Annotated in this window: 15 protein-coding genes and 2 pseudogenes; 5 read left to right on the forward strand and 12 right to left on the reverse strand. The window is 45.3% G+C overall.

What is annotated here, in order from left to right:
- Together F6K37_RS17295 and F6K37_RS44690 are read right to left on the reverse strand one after the other, a co-directional pair.
- A partial coding sequence (locus F6K37_RS17295) for a hypothetical protein (RefSeq protein ID WP_287251352.1) occupies positions 1-665 on the reverse strand: 665 nt, incomplete at its 3' end.
- 430 nt (positions 666-1,095) lie between these two features.
- Positions 1,096-1,335, reverse strand: a complete 240-nt coding sequence (locus F6K37_RS44690) for a ribbon-helix-helix protein, CopG family (RefSeq protein WP_008183332.1) — start codon at positions 1,333-1,335, stop codon at positions 1,096-1,098.
- Positions 1,336-1,600: 265 nt separating this feature from the next.
- On the opposite strand from F6K37_RS44690, the gene F6K37_RS17300 reads away from it, so the two are divergent.
- Together F6K37_RS17300 and F6K37_RS17305 are read left to right on the forward strand one after the other, a co-directional pair.
- Complete coding sequence (locus F6K37_RS17300; protein WP_287251353.1) at positions 1,601-1,831, forward strand: hypothetical protein; 231 nt, start codon at positions 1,601-1,603, stop codon at positions 1,829-1,831.
- Between the two features lie 349 nt (positions 1,832-2,180).
- Positions 2,181-2,381 (forward strand): annotated as a pseudogene (locus tag F6K37_RS17305) (deoxyribodipyrimidine photo-lyase); the annotation flags it as partial.
- 276 nt (positions 2,382-2,657) lie between these two features.
- On the opposite strand, the gene F6K37_RS17310 reads toward F6K37_RS17305, so the two are convergent.
- The 6 genes from F6K37_RS17310 to F6K37_RS17335 all read right to left on the reverse strand — a co-directional run bounded on the left by F6K37_RS17310 (position 2,658) and on the right by F6K37_RS17335 (position 8,092).
- On the reverse strand, positions 2,658-3,005 hold the full coding sequence (locus F6K37_RS17310; protein ID WP_044492888.1) for a DUF1815 family protein: 348 nt from the start codon (positions 3,003-3,005) through the stop codon (positions 2,658-2,660).
- 323 nt (positions 3,006-3,328) lie between these two features.
- A complete protein-coding gene (locus F6K37_RS17315; RefSeq protein ID WP_008183321.1) occupies positions 3,329-3,541 on the reverse strand; it encodes a DUF2839 domain-containing protein in 213 nt (70 codons plus the stop codon).
- A gap of 282 nt (positions 3,542-3,823) precedes the next feature.
- Positions 3,824-5,311, reverse strand: a complete 1,488-nt coding sequence (purF, locus tag F6K37_RS17320) for an amidophosphoribosyltransferase (RefSeq protein ID WP_008183318.1) — start codon at positions 5,309-5,311, stop codon at positions 3,824-3,826.
- Positions 5,312-5,443: 132 nt separating this feature from the next.
- Positions 5,444-6,640 carry a beta-ketoacyl-ACP synthase gene (locus F6K37_RS17325; protein ID WP_008183315.1) on the reverse strand — a complete coding sequence of 399 codons (1,197 nt, stop codon included), beginning with the start codon at positions 6,638-6,640 and terminating at the stop codon, positions 5,444-5,446.
- Positions 6,641-6,658: 18 nt separating this feature from the next.
- Positions 6,659-7,420, reverse strand: coding sequence for a peptidylprolyl isomerase (locus F6K37_RS17330; protein WP_008183313.1), 762 nt, complete (start codon positions 7,418-7,420; stop codon positions 6,659-6,661).
- Between the two features lie 105 nt (positions 7,421-7,525).
- Complete coding sequence (locus F6K37_RS17335) at positions 7,526-8,092, reverse strand: photosystem I assembly protein Ycf4 (RefSeq protein WP_008183311.1); 567 nt, start codon at positions 8,090-8,092, stop codon at positions 7,526-7,528.
- A gap of 487 nt (positions 8,093-8,579) precedes the next feature.
- Here F6K37_RS17335 and psbD point away from each other — a divergent pair, with 487 nt between their 5' ends.
- Positions 8,580-9,638: a photosystem II D2 protein (photosystem q(a) protein) gene (gene psbD / locus F6K37_RS17340; RefSeq protein ID WP_008183309.1), complete on the forward strand. Its 1,059-nt coding sequence runs from the start codon at positions 8,580-8,582 to the stop codon at positions 9,636-9,638.
- Positions 9,622-11,010 carry a photosystem II reaction center protein CP43 gene (gene psbC / locus F6K37_RS17345; RefSeq protein ID WP_044492884.1) on the forward strand — a complete coding sequence of 463 codons (1,389 nt, stop codon included), beginning with the start codon at positions 9,622-9,624 and terminating at the stop codon, positions 11,008-11,010. Before psbD ends, psbC begins: the two co-directional genes overlap by 17 nt.
- A gap of 189 nt (positions 11,011-11,199) precedes the next feature.
- Here psbC and F6K37_RS17350 read toward each other — a convergent pair whose 3' ends face one another.
- A complete protein-coding gene (locus tag F6K37_RS17350) occupies positions 11,200-11,910 on the reverse strand; it encodes a lysophospholipid acyltransferase family protein (RefSeq protein WP_502708405.1) in 711 nt (236 codons plus the stop codon).
- Positions 11,911-12,101: 191 nt separating this feature from the next.
- On the opposite strand from F6K37_RS17350, the gene F6K37_RS17355 reads away from it, so the two are divergent.
- On the forward strand, positions 12,102-12,293 hold the full coding sequence (locus F6K37_RS17355; protein WP_131826913.1) for a hypothetical protein: 192 nt from the start codon (positions 12,102-12,104) through the stop codon (positions 12,291-12,293).
- 104 nt (positions 12,294-12,397) lie between these two features.
- On the opposite strand, the gene F6K37_RS17360 is transcribed toward F6K37_RS17355, so the two are convergent.
- The 3 genes and pseudogenes from F6K37_RS17360 to F6K37_RS17370 all read right to left on the reverse strand — a co-directional run.
- Positions 12,398-12,520: a hypothetical protein gene (locus F6K37_RS17360; RefSeq protein WP_287251357.1), complete on the reverse strand. Its 123-nt coding sequence runs from the start codon at positions 12,518-12,520 to the stop codon at positions 12,398-12,400.
- A complete protein-coding gene (tadA, locus tag F6K37_RS17365) occupies positions 12,495-12,986 on the reverse strand; it encodes a tRNA adenosine(34) deaminase TadA (RefSeq protein ID WP_008183302.1) in 492 nt (163 codons plus the stop codon). Before tadA ends, F6K37_RS17360 begins: the two co-directional genes overlap by 26 nt.
- A gap of 346 nt (positions 12,987-13,332) precedes the next feature.
- Positions 13,333-13,932 (reverse strand): annotated as a pseudogene (locus F6K37_RS17370) (IS200/IS605 family accessory protein TnpB-related protein); the annotation flags it as partial.
- Between the last annotated feature and the right edge of the window lie 114 nt (positions 13,933-14,046).

The raw sequence follows: 14,046 nt of genomic DNA on the forward strand, positions 1-14,046 counted from the left end.
CAATAGTTATACTCTGAACTAGGAGTATATTTTTTGAGGTATTCTCCATCCAGTATTGACTCAAAATAATTATTAAGATGTATTCCTCCAATATCATCTATCTGGTTTAATTCTTTTTGAATTTCATGTTTAACAGTTTTCCCATCACGAAATGCATTACTGGCTTGACTGCTTCTCCTCTCCTTTTGTCTTAATATTTCTTTTAAATTGGGATAATTTTTGAGTTTTAAATAATAAATTCCTTCAAATAAGTCCCAGGTGTAAACTTGAAGGTTAACATTGGTTTGAGCATCTTTGATTTCAAAGGGCAAAGAAACTATGAAAATAACACTTTTAATTTTAGGGTCACGAATTTGGAGATTTCTCTCCAGACTTAAATTTAAAACTTGTTGCTCATCTTCCCTAGACCATTTCCAAGCTAAGCAACTAGCTTTTTTATAAACCCATCCGTCCTTATGGTTATCAATACGTCTGATATAAAAACTTTTAGGTTGATGAGAAAATGTTAATAAGGTTACAATATTGGGAGTATATCTATGATTCAGTAAACTATTGGTATCTGGAATTTCTTGTATTGAGTTTACAGGAATTCTTAAGACAAGCTTTTGAGGTGAGCATTCTTGATTGCCAAAAATCTCGTTATAGATAGGCTCATTAGACTGCACACTTATACTTCGAGCTTCTTGAGTTTGAATGTGACAGGGACTAATTTGAGGGGTACAGGAGTGTAGCCCGATACTATTCAAGATAAGAGTGACAAGAATTCCTAGATAGCGGTGCGACCCCGGCGAGGTTCCCTCGCCATGGGAACGCGCACCAAGACATCGGAAGAGTTTATTCATGGAAAACTGTATCATGAAATGACTTGAAAGATGCTGTACGCTAGCACTTTCCAGTTGAGCGTTCATGCCTACAGGATTACCTAAGGAATCTTTTGCCGACCTGGGACGATCTATGATGGAAAGGATATGCGATCGCGTTAGATGCATCTCACTAATGATCTTCTAAGGTCACCGCAGACTTCCGGATTGTTGGCAAAATTAGCATTAAGTCGTTTGTGCAACTCCTCTAATAGCCGTTCGAGCTCCTTAATATCTACTTCCGCTTCTGCCGTGGGATTCCAACCTGATTGGATCTCTGAGTCAAAAATACCCTAGGTGCGCTCTTACCATTAAGAATTAAATTCCCTATAGGTGTGCGCCTCCAGCATTTGTGTCTGGCAACCAGACTAGGATTGTCTTGACTTCTAGCAAACTGCTCTACCAACTCGCTGCGACTGCTCTTCAACCTCTTGGCCAATTTGTCTAGTTTCTTAATGCTGCTTGGCGTTAGCATGTTTGTTAACTCGGATTTTATATTCTCCTTGTTTTGTCTGTGTGCTTCTCATTGCTTGGGCTCATCGCCTACACACCAAAGTTAGATCAGAAGCTTATTTTAAGCATAGACACTTGATAACTTAATGAACATAATTACACACATGTATTGGAATTAAGTCTGTGGAATTAAGTCTGTAAATCGCCCATCACTGTGTTGGATCAAGATGGGACTACAAAACTTTCTTTTCTTAGAATACAACAAGCAATTAATTAGGAGTGCATCAATGAGCTATAAAGATGAACTATTTCCTTGGCGCATCATCCGCCATCTGCCTAAATGCCAGGGAATCGTTGTCCCTCGCTTTCGCCGCCGAAATCAAGCAGAAGCCCATCTACAAGCACTGCGCTGCTTAATACCTGATGCTCGATTCACCTTCATGTTCGACATCACACTAGATGACATTGTGCCAGCGATCGCTATGACAAAGCACCTATCTCAACCAAATCATCAATAAAACCAAATTCTTGGCTCTAATCACTGTTTTATTTCGCCGCATCAAAGCGCCTAAGAAGTTTCCCATTACTAAGCGCCAAATTGCCATACTTACCGACATTCCTGAATCATGGATTCTCAAAATCTAGCTCTGGTCTGATGTTCTGTTTGTCGATGGCCTTTAGGCCACGCTACGCGAACGCCGAGACACAGTAGAGCAATTGATCCGTAAGGGTGACGCTGGTAAAGTGGAAAAATGCACTACTAGCGCACAGCTACAGCAGTTGCAGCATGCCATCCAATCGGACTACAAAAATCTGCAACTTCAAAAAGCACCCCTAACCATCAGATGACATAAGGACTACGGCCTAATGGCATTTTCGTGCTTTCGTGGATCTTGGCAAAATCAAACAGAACCGACCTCAGCCACTGTGAATCAAAAACTTATCCTGATCTGGTATCGCAACGATTTACGGATCCATGACCATGAACCACTCTATCAAGCTGTCCAGGAAAAAGCTCAAATTATCCCCCTGTACTGCTTTGATGACAGACAATTTGGTACTACCTCTTAGCCGTCGGTCTTAACCTTTGGTAAAGCACTCTATGGGCTTTTGCTTTGGATGAAGTATTTCAAGTTGAGTGTTGAGAGTTAACAGTTAACCTTCAACACTCAATTAGCCAGCCACCAATTAGCCAGCCATCAATTTTTCCCTTTCGCTGTTGATGTTGATCAAAACACAGATGGACAGGATTATATGGATAAAACTGTGCTATCTATCTGTATTTAGGAATCTGTGTTTACCAATCCTGGTTGGATTCCTGTTTTGCCTTACTCAGTTCTAAGGTCACGGCACTGGTAACTTAAGGGCAGGGTGAGATTCTGAAGGACGAATTCGGTATTTAACCAGATTGGCGAGATCTTGTAGTTGACCAATTGCTTCAGCACCTTCCAACTTCATCAGCTCTCGGTCATCGCGCATTTCAGTCCAAGTGATCCCGTAATCTGAAACCAAAAATCGAATCAGGTGATTGTCCCCCAAGCTAACCATAAACGATGCGCTATTCATCTGCCCACCACAGGTGTAGCAGGAGGCTAAATAGCCTTGGTTTTCTAGTACAATTGCCAACGCCTGTAGATTCATTACTAAATCTCGGACAAATTGACGGTGCTCCTCTGCAAGTCGTATAAACACTTCTGTTCTCCAAACACCACTCCTAGATTTTAGAGCTTCTATTCTTTCTTAAAAATTTAATCTTCATGTTTCAAGATAAATCAGGATAAAATTGGGGGATTTTTCTAAGAAATAGACTCTTGTCAATCTTTTCCTTAATCTCTTGCCTTGTTCTATCCCAAAATTAACCTGTCGGTCAAGGCAAATTGGCTCCCTTGTCATAATTTTCATGAGTCAAGGGATATACATTAGTAGTTTCTATATGTTTATGGAAATTCTTTAACTAACCTAACTACCGGTTCAAGCACAACCGATAGTTCCGTGTTATTAGCGAGCCTTAGATGTTAATTTACTTGCCACCAACCAAATGCCGGTCCTATAAATCTCACCGTTAGCCAGAATACAATCATAAAGACAATACCAGCCCAAGCTCCCCTAGTCGTCCATTTAACAAACTGCTCACCCTGACTTTTAGTTATCGGGAGCCATGGAAATATGTTGGCTTCTTTCCCGTAGTCTTCTCCCAGTGCTGCTTTCCGGCGTTTTGCTTCACCCATAATCGTTTTTAATCACTCAGTGATAATAATAACCACTCAGTGATAATAATAACCTATGTATTGAACAATGGTGGGCATTAGCAGAGCTCGTGTAGAATTTCTTAACTTTAGGGGATGATCAGCCTTGGCAACCTCAATAAATTTACTAAGCCGCCAACAGTATCATCAAGGCTGCCCTTATCCCCCCAAAGATCGGGGGGCAGGAAAAAGGCAAAGGGATCGGGAGAATTTATTCACCCTGTTATGGGTGTGGTGCCACCTTTTACCTTTTTTCTTTTACCTTCAAACCTGTACCTCTTCCAGCATCAATTTAGAACGCTTGAGTTCTTCTGAAAGGGGAACAGGGTAATGACCTGTGAAACAAGCAGAGCAGAAACTCTTGGAGTCTTTCCTTGTGGCTAGCATCATTCCCTCCCAACTCAGATAAGCGAGGGAATCCACACCAATATAATTGGCTATTTCTGCTACTGACTTGGTGGCGGCAATCAGTTGCTCTTGGTTATCGGTGTCTATTCCAAAGAAGCAAGGATGAGTGACTGGGGGCGAGGAGACTCGCATATGTACTTCAGCTACACCTGCATCACGCAAAGCTTTGATAAGTTTGCTGCTGGTGTTTCCTCGAACAATGGAGTCATCTACTAGTACCACTCGTTTACCAACTAAGACATCTTTGAGGGGATTAAGTTTCATTCGGATGCCAGTTTCTCGCATACTCTGAGTGGGTTGGATAAAGGTGCGACCTACATAGCGATTTTTAATCAGTCCCTCTCCGTAAGGAATACCGGACTCTCGGGAAAAGCCGATAGCTGCCGGGACACCGGAATCGGGTACAGCAATCACCATGTCCGCATCTGGTGTTGACTCTTTTGCCAGCTGACGCCCTAGGCGTAACCGATAGCTAAACACAGTTTGATCATCCATGATGCTATCAGGGCGAGCAAAGTAAATCATCTCAAAGATACAAACTTTGCGCTCTGGCTTTTGACTCCAGTCGAAGGAAGCAATGCCTTCGTCATTAATCCAGACTAATTCTCCCGGTTCCACATCCCGCAGATAGTCAGCACCGATAATATCTAAACCACAGGTTTCTGATGCCAGGACGTAGCCCCCAGAATTGCCACCTAAGGTGCCAATCACTAGAGGGCGAATGCCATTGGGGTCACGAACACCCATTAATCCATCCGGTGTGCCAATCACTAAACTAAACGCTCCTTGGCAAGATTGAAAGGCACTCATTGCTGCCTCCAACCACCCTTTGCCATGGTTAACCTCTGCAGCGATCCCTAGGGCGATTAGTTCTGAATCGGTAGTGGTCATCAAGTTAGAGTTATGCTTGAGTAAATCATCACGTAATTGGATAGTGTTGACCAAGTTACCGTTATGAGCCAAAGCCAACGGTCCTAAGGGAGTTTCCACCACGGCTGGTTGAGCATTGGCGATATGGCTAGAACCAGTGGTAGAATAGCGGTTATGACCAACGGCAATCTGACCAGGTAGCTGATCCAAAATTTCTTCATTAAAGACCTGGGAGACTAGCCCCATATCTTTGTAGACATGGAGCTGCTTGTCATCAAAGGTAGCAATCCCTGATGATTCCTGACCTCGGTGCTGTAGGGCAAATAGACCAAAGTAAGTCAGCTTAGCGACATCTTGCTCTGGTGCATAGATACCAAAGACTCCGCAAGCTTCCTCTGGCTTGTCCAAGTGCTGGGGATAGTCATCCTTGGACTGATCACAATATTGGTCAGAGGAAAGGGATTGGTTGGACATCATAACTATTATGGGTTGCTCCTAATTGCGGCATGAAGTCGATTTAACCTAAATCCCAAGGGGATTGGTTTTGTATATTTAATTAAACTTAATGTTTCCTTAACGATATCACCTATACGATATTATTGTGGGTTAATGTCGGCAATTCCTGGGTATTCCTAAAGCGGTTACTGCATTTTGCCCCCCGAAACCAAAGCTAAAACATAGTGCCTGCCTGACTTGGCACTGACGCGCTATAGTTACGAAATCCAAATCCCATTCCGGTTCCCTCAACCCAATACAAGGGGGTAAGGTTTGGTGTTTTAAAGCGATTAGACACAAAGCAGTACCAATGGCTCCAGAAGCACCAAGAGTGTGACCGGTGGCTCCTTTGGTAGAACTGATTGCCACCCCTTGGGGAAATAGCTGCTGAATCAGCTCCGCTTCATTCTGGTCATTAAGTTTGGTTCCGGTACCGTGGGTATGGATATAATCAATATTTTTAGGAAATAGGTGGCTGCGGTCTAGACATTGTTTGATAGCTGCGATCGCACTCTGTCGATTTGGGTTAGGTTTACTGACATGATAAGCGTCCGAGGTTAAGCCAAACCCCAGTAATTTTCCATAGATAGGGGCGGCTCGACGACGAGCCAAATCCTCTGACTCCAATACCAAGACAGAACCTCCCTCTGCCAACACCAAGCCTTGACGTTGCTTGTCAAAGGGGTAAGCACCAGTTTTTGCTAGAGCCCCCATTTTAGTAAATCCGGCTAGGGTTAGAGGAGTAATTGGTGCTTCTACAGCACCAGCAATGACTCGTTGGCATTGACCAGTTTGAATCAATTCAAATCCTTGAGCGATCGCCCAAATTCCTGTTGCACAAGCTGCCATTGGTGCTAGGACTGGCCCAAAGGAACCGATGTAATGGGCAGCAGCAATAGCTGGTTGATGGGGTAGAGTATCTAACCAATGCTCTAGAGTTAAGGTCTCATTTAAGATATCGAATCGCTTATACTCTGGTTCGGTGTCGAGTTTGCTCTGACTAGTCATCTGTTCCTGGGCTAGTTGCTCCCAAGCCGCCTGACAGCTACGACTGGAACCAATCACCACACCACAATCCTTGAGAGGGATGGTTAATTTAGCATCTTCAAGAGCATCTGCTACAACCTGGTAGGTCAGCTGTTCAATAGAAGCTGGTGTCTTACCAATCATAGCCAACGGTAGAGGTGATAAATTGGCGAAGGGTTGATACCAGCTAATAGCTGACTCACCGTTTAGCAAATGCTGCCAACTGGGTTTGAGGTTGCCTAAAGCAGATACTAATCCAATCCCAGTAACGCATACCTGCACGGATTCGTTGAAAGATCGTTATTCTTTATCTTCAGCTTTCTTCAGGTTTTCGATGCCTTGAATGACCTTGACTGATTCAATGCGATCGCCTTGCTGAATTTTGTTTACCACATCCATACCTTTAGTGACATAGCCAAATACAGCATAGTCCCCATCCAAGAAAGGCAGTTCTGCTAGGGCAAAGTAAAACTGTGAAGAGGCTGAGTCTGGCATTTGGGAACGAGCCATGGCAACAGCACCACGAGTATGAGTCAACTGAGGATCACTATTAATTCCGGCTACCTTAAAGGTTTTTCTGTATATCGGTTCCTCTGCCCCCTTCGGCTTAATTTCTAGTGGGATGTAGCGAGTTTCCTTCGTTTGTGGATCTATGAACCCCCCTGTGCCCAGAAGCTCTACTGGGAATTTTGGATTTTTTCCTTGGGGATCACCACCTTGGACAACAAATGGTTGAGGTTCCCTTACCACTCGGTGAAACACTAGTCCGTCATAAACACCCTTTTGAACCAGATCCACAAAGTTGCCAGCTGTAATCGGGGCATTGGTTCCATCCACTTCAATAGTAATCGGTGAGCCTTTTACCCTCAGCTCAACAGTAGCTTTGTTGTCTAGTCGGGGTAAATTGCTGAATTGGGGATTGCTGGTGGTTTCAGCAGGAGTAGGGTTGTTTTGGGGAGTTGATGATTCCGTTGAGTTTGCCATTGGGTTGCTGCATCCTGCTATTACCAGACCTAACACTACTAAAATCACCGATAGCCAGCGCCGGATATTTATTCTCATTATCTTGTTAACTTTCTAGGTTTCTGTAGCCTATACTACTGAATTATTTAAGAAGCTTTATTTAAGCAGGAAGCAACTTGATGGGGGAGTGTGCCACCTAGGAATTTACAACCCTTCCAAGGGAACTCCTAAGAAACGAGCCAGCTCTGCTCCCTGATTTTCTAATTCCGAAAGGGAGATGGGTTGACCGACACGAGTCAGAGGAACTTCCCGACGATCCTTAGTGCGCACGTAGAGGACTCGGCGTGGATTTAGACCCTCTTTGATGTCTACTCGAATCGACTGGACATCTTCTGTACGGCAACTGAATTCGACTTCACGGTTTTTACCGGGAAAGCCAGACCGCACTACTCTGACCATACCTGTTTCTTGGTTAAATTCATTGTAGCCTCCGCCGATATCCCAATAAATGGTTAGCCATAGGTAGAGAGATAGCAACAGCGCAGCAACGCCATAGAAACCCATTGCTACTCCCTGAGGGATAAAAATTAGGTTGGTTGCATCTCCAATCGGGAGTAGATCCATGTTGAGATAACTCGAAAGCCCTGCCAGGAAAAAGCCTATACCTCCTATAGATACAGCTCCTGCCACTAAATAGTTGCTCAAACGGCGAGAGCCAAGAACCGATTGTCGAAGTACCAGGTTTTCCAGTTGGTTGGTGGATGCTGCCATGAGAAGATGTGGTTGCCTCTATGAAATCTGACTTGACAATAGTGCTGAGGACCGAGAGTAAATCAGTAAGTTATGGATACTCCAGCGAGCTCATCTAGAACTTGTATCACATTTTTGACCAAGACAGGGAAATTATGTAACTTTTGACACCAAATCTCAAAAAAATCTGAGGAGTATGTGTAATTTTGTAAAATTTTTGGTATTTATTATTATTGTATGTAACGTTTGTAACCCAACTCTCCTTATGGGAGAATCAAGTCAAGGGTTTAACTGCGTGATAGTTTAAGAAACATTAAGTGACCACAGCCTAACCTGATAGCCTGTGGGATCCCGTTAAAAGACCATCCTGTAAGAGGAAAGTGACTCTTGCCTCACTGAAATCTAAGGGAAATCCACCTCTAAAAGGGTGGAAGTGTCGCTAAAAAGACGTAAAAGCGTCCCAATTTTGAATCCTTGCAAATCGTTATATGTATGAGGATTTGAATCTATGACAGTAGCAGTAGGACGCGCCCCCAGCACCAGAGGATGGTTTGACATCCTCGATGACTGGCTCAAGCGCGATCGCTTTGTATTCGTCGGCTGGTCCGGCATTCTGTTGTTCCCCTGTGCCTACATGGCGTTAGGGGGCTGGCTAACTGGTACCACCTTTGTAACCTCTTGGTACACCCACGGCTTAGCATCTTCTTACCTAGAAGGTTGTAACTTCCTGACCGTAGCAGTGTCCTCTCCTCCCAACAGTCTGGGACATTCCCTACTGCTGTTGTGGGGACCAGAAGCCCAAGGAGACTTGACTCGCTGGTTCCAACTAGGAGGGTTGTGGAGCTTCGTAGCATTCCACGGAGCATTTGGTCTGATTGGGTTCATGCTGCGGCAATTTGAAATTGCTCGTCTAGTAGGCATTAGACCCTACAACGCGATCGCATTCAGTGCGCCGATTGCAGTATTTGTCAGCGTGTTCCTGATGTACCCGTTGGGACAGTCCAGCTGGTTCTTTGCTCCTAGCTTCGGAGTAGCGGGTATCTTCCGTTTCATCCTGTTCCTGCAAGGCTTCCACAACTGGACACTGAATCCCTTCCACATGATGGGCGTAGCTGGGGTACTCGGTGGTGCTCTGCTGTGTGCCATTCATGGGGCAACGGTGGAAAATACCCTGTTCCAGGATGGTGACAAAGCCAATACCTTCCGGGCGTTCAACCCGACCCAAGCGGAAGAGACCTACTCAATGGTCACCGCTAACCGGTTCTGGTCTCAAATCTTCGGCATTGCCTTCTCCAACAAGCGCTGGCTGCATTTCTTTATGCTGTTTGTGCCAGTAACTGGCTTGTGGATGAGTGCAGTAGGAATTGTAGGTTTAGCATTGAACCTGCGAGCCTATGACTTCGTGTCCCAGGAAATCCGGGCAGCAGAAGATCCAGAATTTGAGACGTTCTATACTAAGAACATTTTGCTAAATGAGGGTCTCCGGGCTTGGATGGCTCCGGCAGACCAACCTCACCAAAACTTTGAGTTCCCTGAGGAGGTACTACCGCGTGGTAACGCTCTCTAATAATGTTGGTATGGTTGCGGGCAATCGTGACCAAGAATCTTCCGGTTTCGCCTGGTGGTCTGGTAATGCCCGTCTGATCAACCTCTCTGGTAAGTTGCTGGGAGCTCATGTTTCCCATGCTGGCCTGATCGTTTTCTGGGCTGGCGCAATGACCCTATTTGAGGTTGCTCACTACATTCCCGAAAAGCCTGTGTTCGAGCAAGGATTAATTCTAATCCCTCACATGGCTACTTTGGGTTGGGGTGTTGGTCCTGGTGGCGAAATTGTTGACACTTTCCCCTACTTTGTTATTGGTGTCCTACACCTGATTTCTTCTGCCGTATTGGGCTTCGGCGGTATTTATCACGCCGTTCGTGGTCCTGAAGCCTTAGAAAATTATTCTAACTTCTTTGGTTACGACTGGAAGGACAAGAACAAGATGACTAGTATCATCGGGTTCCACCTGATCATTTTAGGATTGGGTGCCTTCTTGCTGGTGATCAAGGCCATGTTCGTCGGCGGTGTTTATGACTCTTGGGCACCCGGTGGTGGTGCGGTTCGTTTGATCACCAACCCAACCCTGAACCCCGGTGTGATCTTCGGCTACTTAGTCGATGCTCCCTTCGGTGGAGAAGGTTGGATTATTGGTGTCGCCAACATGGAAGACATCATTGGCGGTCATATCTGGATTGGTCTGATCTGCATCTTTGGTGGTGTATTCCACATTCTGACTAAACCCTTCGGCTGGGCTCGTCGTGCCTTTGTCTGGTCTGGAGAAGCTTACCTCTCCTACAGCTTAGGTGCCTTGTCCATGATGGGCTTCATTTGCTCTTGCTACGTGTGGTTCAACAACACCGCTTATCCTAGCGAGTTCTATGGCCCTACTAATGCTGAAGCGTCTCAAGCTCAGTCTTTCGTGTTTTTAGCCCGTGACCAACGCCTAGGTGCTAACATTGCGTCTTCCCAAGGGCCTACTGGTCTGGGTAAATACCTGATGCGCTCTCCTACTGGTGAAATCATCTTCGGTGGTGAAACCATGCGCTTCTGGGACTTCCAAGGTCCGTGGTTGGAGCCTCTACGGGGTCCCAATGGTCTGGATGTTAACAAGCTCAGAAATGACATTCAGCCTTGGCAGCTACGTCGTGCTGCTGAGTACATGACCCATGCTCCTAACGGTTCCATCAACTCTGTAGGTGGCATTATTACTGAGGCAAATTCCTTCAACTATGTCAACCCTCGTGCTTGGTTGGCTAGTTTCCACTTTGTAATGGCCTTCTTCTTCCTAGTTGGTCACCTCTGGCACGCTGGTCGCGCACGGGCTGCTGCGGCTGGATTCGAGAAAGGTATTGACCGTGACACTGAGGCAGTACTTGAAATGCCTGACCTTGACTAGGTGATGGGATTGAGTTAATAACTCAATGGTAAATCACACTAAGTAAAGTCTAATTAATGGCTAATTAATGGCTAACTAAAAGCTAAGTGATTTTTAAGGCTCCTGTACTTTACAGGAGCTTTTCTTTGGAACAGTTTTCTCCATATAGCACTACGCATTGAGATGTTTGACATTGCTAAACTCCGAAACTTAGTCTAAGCTGACTTCTGACTTCTGACTTCTGACTTCTGACTTGCGCGTAGCGCTATAACTCCTGTCTAAGTTAGTCATGGCTGTATATAGGTCATGGGTAAGCTGTGCAGCTCCTTTTTTAACTGACTTGGTAGAATAATCTGCTACACTAATCGCAGATCCAACAGTCACTTTGACGTCACAACCCCATTTAGGAATAGGCTGGCTATAATTAAGAGCAATCGGTACAATATTGAGACCAATACCAGGGTGAGATGATTCTACCTGCAAGGCAATACGAGCCATACCAGGTTTTAAGGGGTTTACTTCACCATTACGGAAAATATTGCCTTCAGGAAACATTACCAGTACTTCGCCATTGCTCAGGAGTTCGACAGTGTGACGGATACTGCTAATTCCTCCACGTCCAGTATCTACGGGGAACCCTCCTAGACGACGGATAAACCAACCCTGTATGCCATAGATTTCATTGGCTGAGACCATATACCGCAAGTCACGTCCGGTTACAGGTTTGCCAACGGCGTAAGGAACCATTAACGCATCCCAACGAGAGCGATGGGTGGGAGCTAAAATAACAGGACCTGTTTTAGGAACGTTCTCTTGCCCTGTTACGGTAAGTTGACCAAAATGAAACGGAATAACAACACGCCGTGCTAAGGGATAGATAATGTTAGTTAACCCGTGGCAAATACCAGAATCTACAGACATGGTTTTGATGGCGTTACCGTGATCGTTACCATAATCAGAAGTATGTTTTAGCGTTGTTGTCATTGCTCAATCCTACTTACTGCAAGTAGAGCTAAACTATCAATGATCAAGGGTTTGTCCTAAATCCTTAACCTTCAGTTCTACTGTATGTGGTTTCGATCTCAATATCTGACACTCACAGGACACTTCTTGTGGTGTCATGCCCTGATCTGTTCCCTATGGATACTGAAGCTATTAATGGCGTGGCTGAAGGTAAGCATATGCGCTACTTGAGGTGCTGCTTGAGGTGCCGTCAGCCGTCAGCCGTCAGCCGTCAGCCGTCAGCCGTCAGCCGTGGGCTTTTGGCCCACGCTGCGCGAACAGCTTTGTGCCATAGACTTTGACGCTGTGACTTTACTCAGATTATTAAACTAAGGCTTACCTGTTTTCTGGATGCAGTTGCTCATGGGGGAAACCCCCGTGAGCAACTGCATCGCTTATTCAAAAGCTATTGGGTGTAGCTTGCCCAAGCGCCCATAAACTGATAGCTGATAGCTGATAGCTGATAGCTGATAGCTGATAGCTGATAGCTGATAGCTGATAGCTTACGGTCTTTTGCGTCGCTCGGCAAACCAAGATTGCAACTGTTCCCGACAAACCGATTCCATAATTCCCCCTAAAACTGGCAACCGATGATTAGAACAAGCACTATCAGGAAGATTAGCAACGGTGCGAATGCTGCCAGTTTTAGGATCGTCTACACCATAAACCAGAAGACCGAGTCGTGCTAGGATAATCGCTCCGGCACACATGGGACAAGGTTCCAAAGTAACGTAGAGAGTGCAGTGATTAAGATGCCAACTTTGCAGCTGTTGACCAGCAGCACGGAGTGCCAGGATTTCCGCATGAGCAGTGGGGTCTTTGTCCCGCTCTCGGCGATTCTCTCCTGTAGCAATTAACTTACCTTCATTATCTACAATCACCGCACCCACTGGTACCTCACCCGCTTCACCAGCTTTCTGGGCAATTTCTATGGCAACAGTCATCCATTTGCGATGGATGAGATAGGAGTTATCAATCGGGTTAGGTACTTCCATTCTGGGGAGTAGGGAGCAGGGAGCAGGGAGTAGGGAGCAGGGAGCAGGGAAGAGAGGGAAGCGTGGGGAAATAGGGGTATAAGGATTAATTGGTAATTGCTATTTTAAATTTTCAATTGTTAATTTCAATACCTAACTTTGGGGTTTATAGTAATTAATCTAAGTTATAGATTTTATAATATTAATCAAGACTGGTTCCACCAATAGCGCCACCTTTATCAAGCACATAAGCGATCGCATTATGAAGGTCTGTGCCCTGGAAATTCTCAACGTAGTCGCACTGGTTACCACCAGTAAAGAATAATACTTCAGCTTGAACTCTCCACGGGTTGAAACCACATGGATTCTAAGCGGATGTTGCTTCGCGGGTTAAAACCACGCTTGGTGCGCTTTCCATAGGCGAATTAAATTCGCCATGGGTCGCACCTCTGCGCAACGCTTCACGATACGATCTAGATAGAGAGTCCAGCTTGTATCGTTGTGGCAGGTTCAAAACTGCCCTTCCGACCTCGGCCAGAGAAAACTCTAGCTGTGTCGATACTTTGCGAAGAATGTTGGCTGCTCCGTTGCAGTCAGCATTTATCAATTCGCCCTTTCCAGACTTGTAAAGCCCACGTCTAACTCTTCTCCCACTTTCTTTCCACCCCAAGCCCGAAGGGCACGCTTCGCGAACGGGTTTTCCACCAAGTGTAGGCAAAAAATCACGGTCTAAAAAGCTAGCCTTGCTGGTGTAACTTTCTTCAGTCTCAACGAATTTGATACCGTACTCAATACATAGCTGTTCTATCCGACTTTTTAATTTAGCAGTAGGTATCTGAACAAACTGCTGATTATTCTTTTTTCCAATATTGATGCTGTCTTTGTTGCGCTTGTTCCAACCAAATACGACTGTACTAACGTTATTCCTTAAGCACCAGTTAACTATGAATCTAGCGGCTTTATTTAGTTAGAGTCGATGCCTAGGTATTACCCTAGGGCACCTCTCCTTCAGAACTGGACGTGAAAGTTTCCCCTCATCCAGCTCCTAGATATCCTAGTCCTTCGACTTGCTCCAGTGGAG

The sequence above is a fragment of the Moorena sp. SIO4E2 genome, from assembly GCF_010671945.1.
GTDB lineage: Bacteria > Cyanobacteriota > Cyanobacteriia > Cyanobacteriales > Coleofasciculaceae > Moorena > Moorena producens.

Excerpts from the sequence above, each read along its gene's own strand:
- F6K37_RS17335 (WP_008183311.1), bottom strand. The coding sequence starts at position 8,092 with ATGGCAGCATCCACCAACCAACTGGAAAACCTGGTACTTCGACAATCG.
- psbD (WP_008183309.1), top strand. The coding sequence starts at position 8,580 with ATGACAGTAGCAGTAGGACGCGCCCCCAGCACCAGAGGATGGTTTGAC.
- F6K37_RS17315 (WP_008183321.1), bottom strand. The coding sequence starts at position 3,541 with ATGGGTGAAGCAAAACGCCGGAAAGCAGCACTGGGAGAAGACTACGGG.
- F6K37_RS44690 (WP_008183332.1), bottom strand. The coding sequence starts at position 1,335 with ATGCTAACGCCAAGCAGCATTAAGAAACTAGACAAATTGGCCAAGAGG.
- purF (WP_008183318.1), bottom strand. The coding sequence starts at position 5,311 with ATGTCCAACCAATCCCTTTCCTCTGACCAATATTGTGATCAGTCCAAG.
- F6K37_RS17300 (WP_287251353.1), top strand. The coding sequence starts at position 1,601 with ATGAGCTATAAAGATGAACTATTTCCTTGGCGCATCATCCGCCATCTG.
- F6K37_RS17330 (WP_008183313.1), bottom strand. The coding sequence starts at position 7,420 with ATGAGAATAAATATCCGGCGCTGGCTATCGGTGATTTTAGTAGTGTTA.
- F6K37_RS17350 (WP_502708405.1), bottom strand. The coding sequence starts at position 11,910 with ATGTCTGTAGATTCTGGTATTTGCCACGGGTTAACTAACATTATCTAT.
- tadA (WP_008183302.1), bottom strand. The coding sequence starts at position 12,986 with ATGGAAGTACCTAACCCGATTGATAACTCCTATCTCATCCATCGCAAA.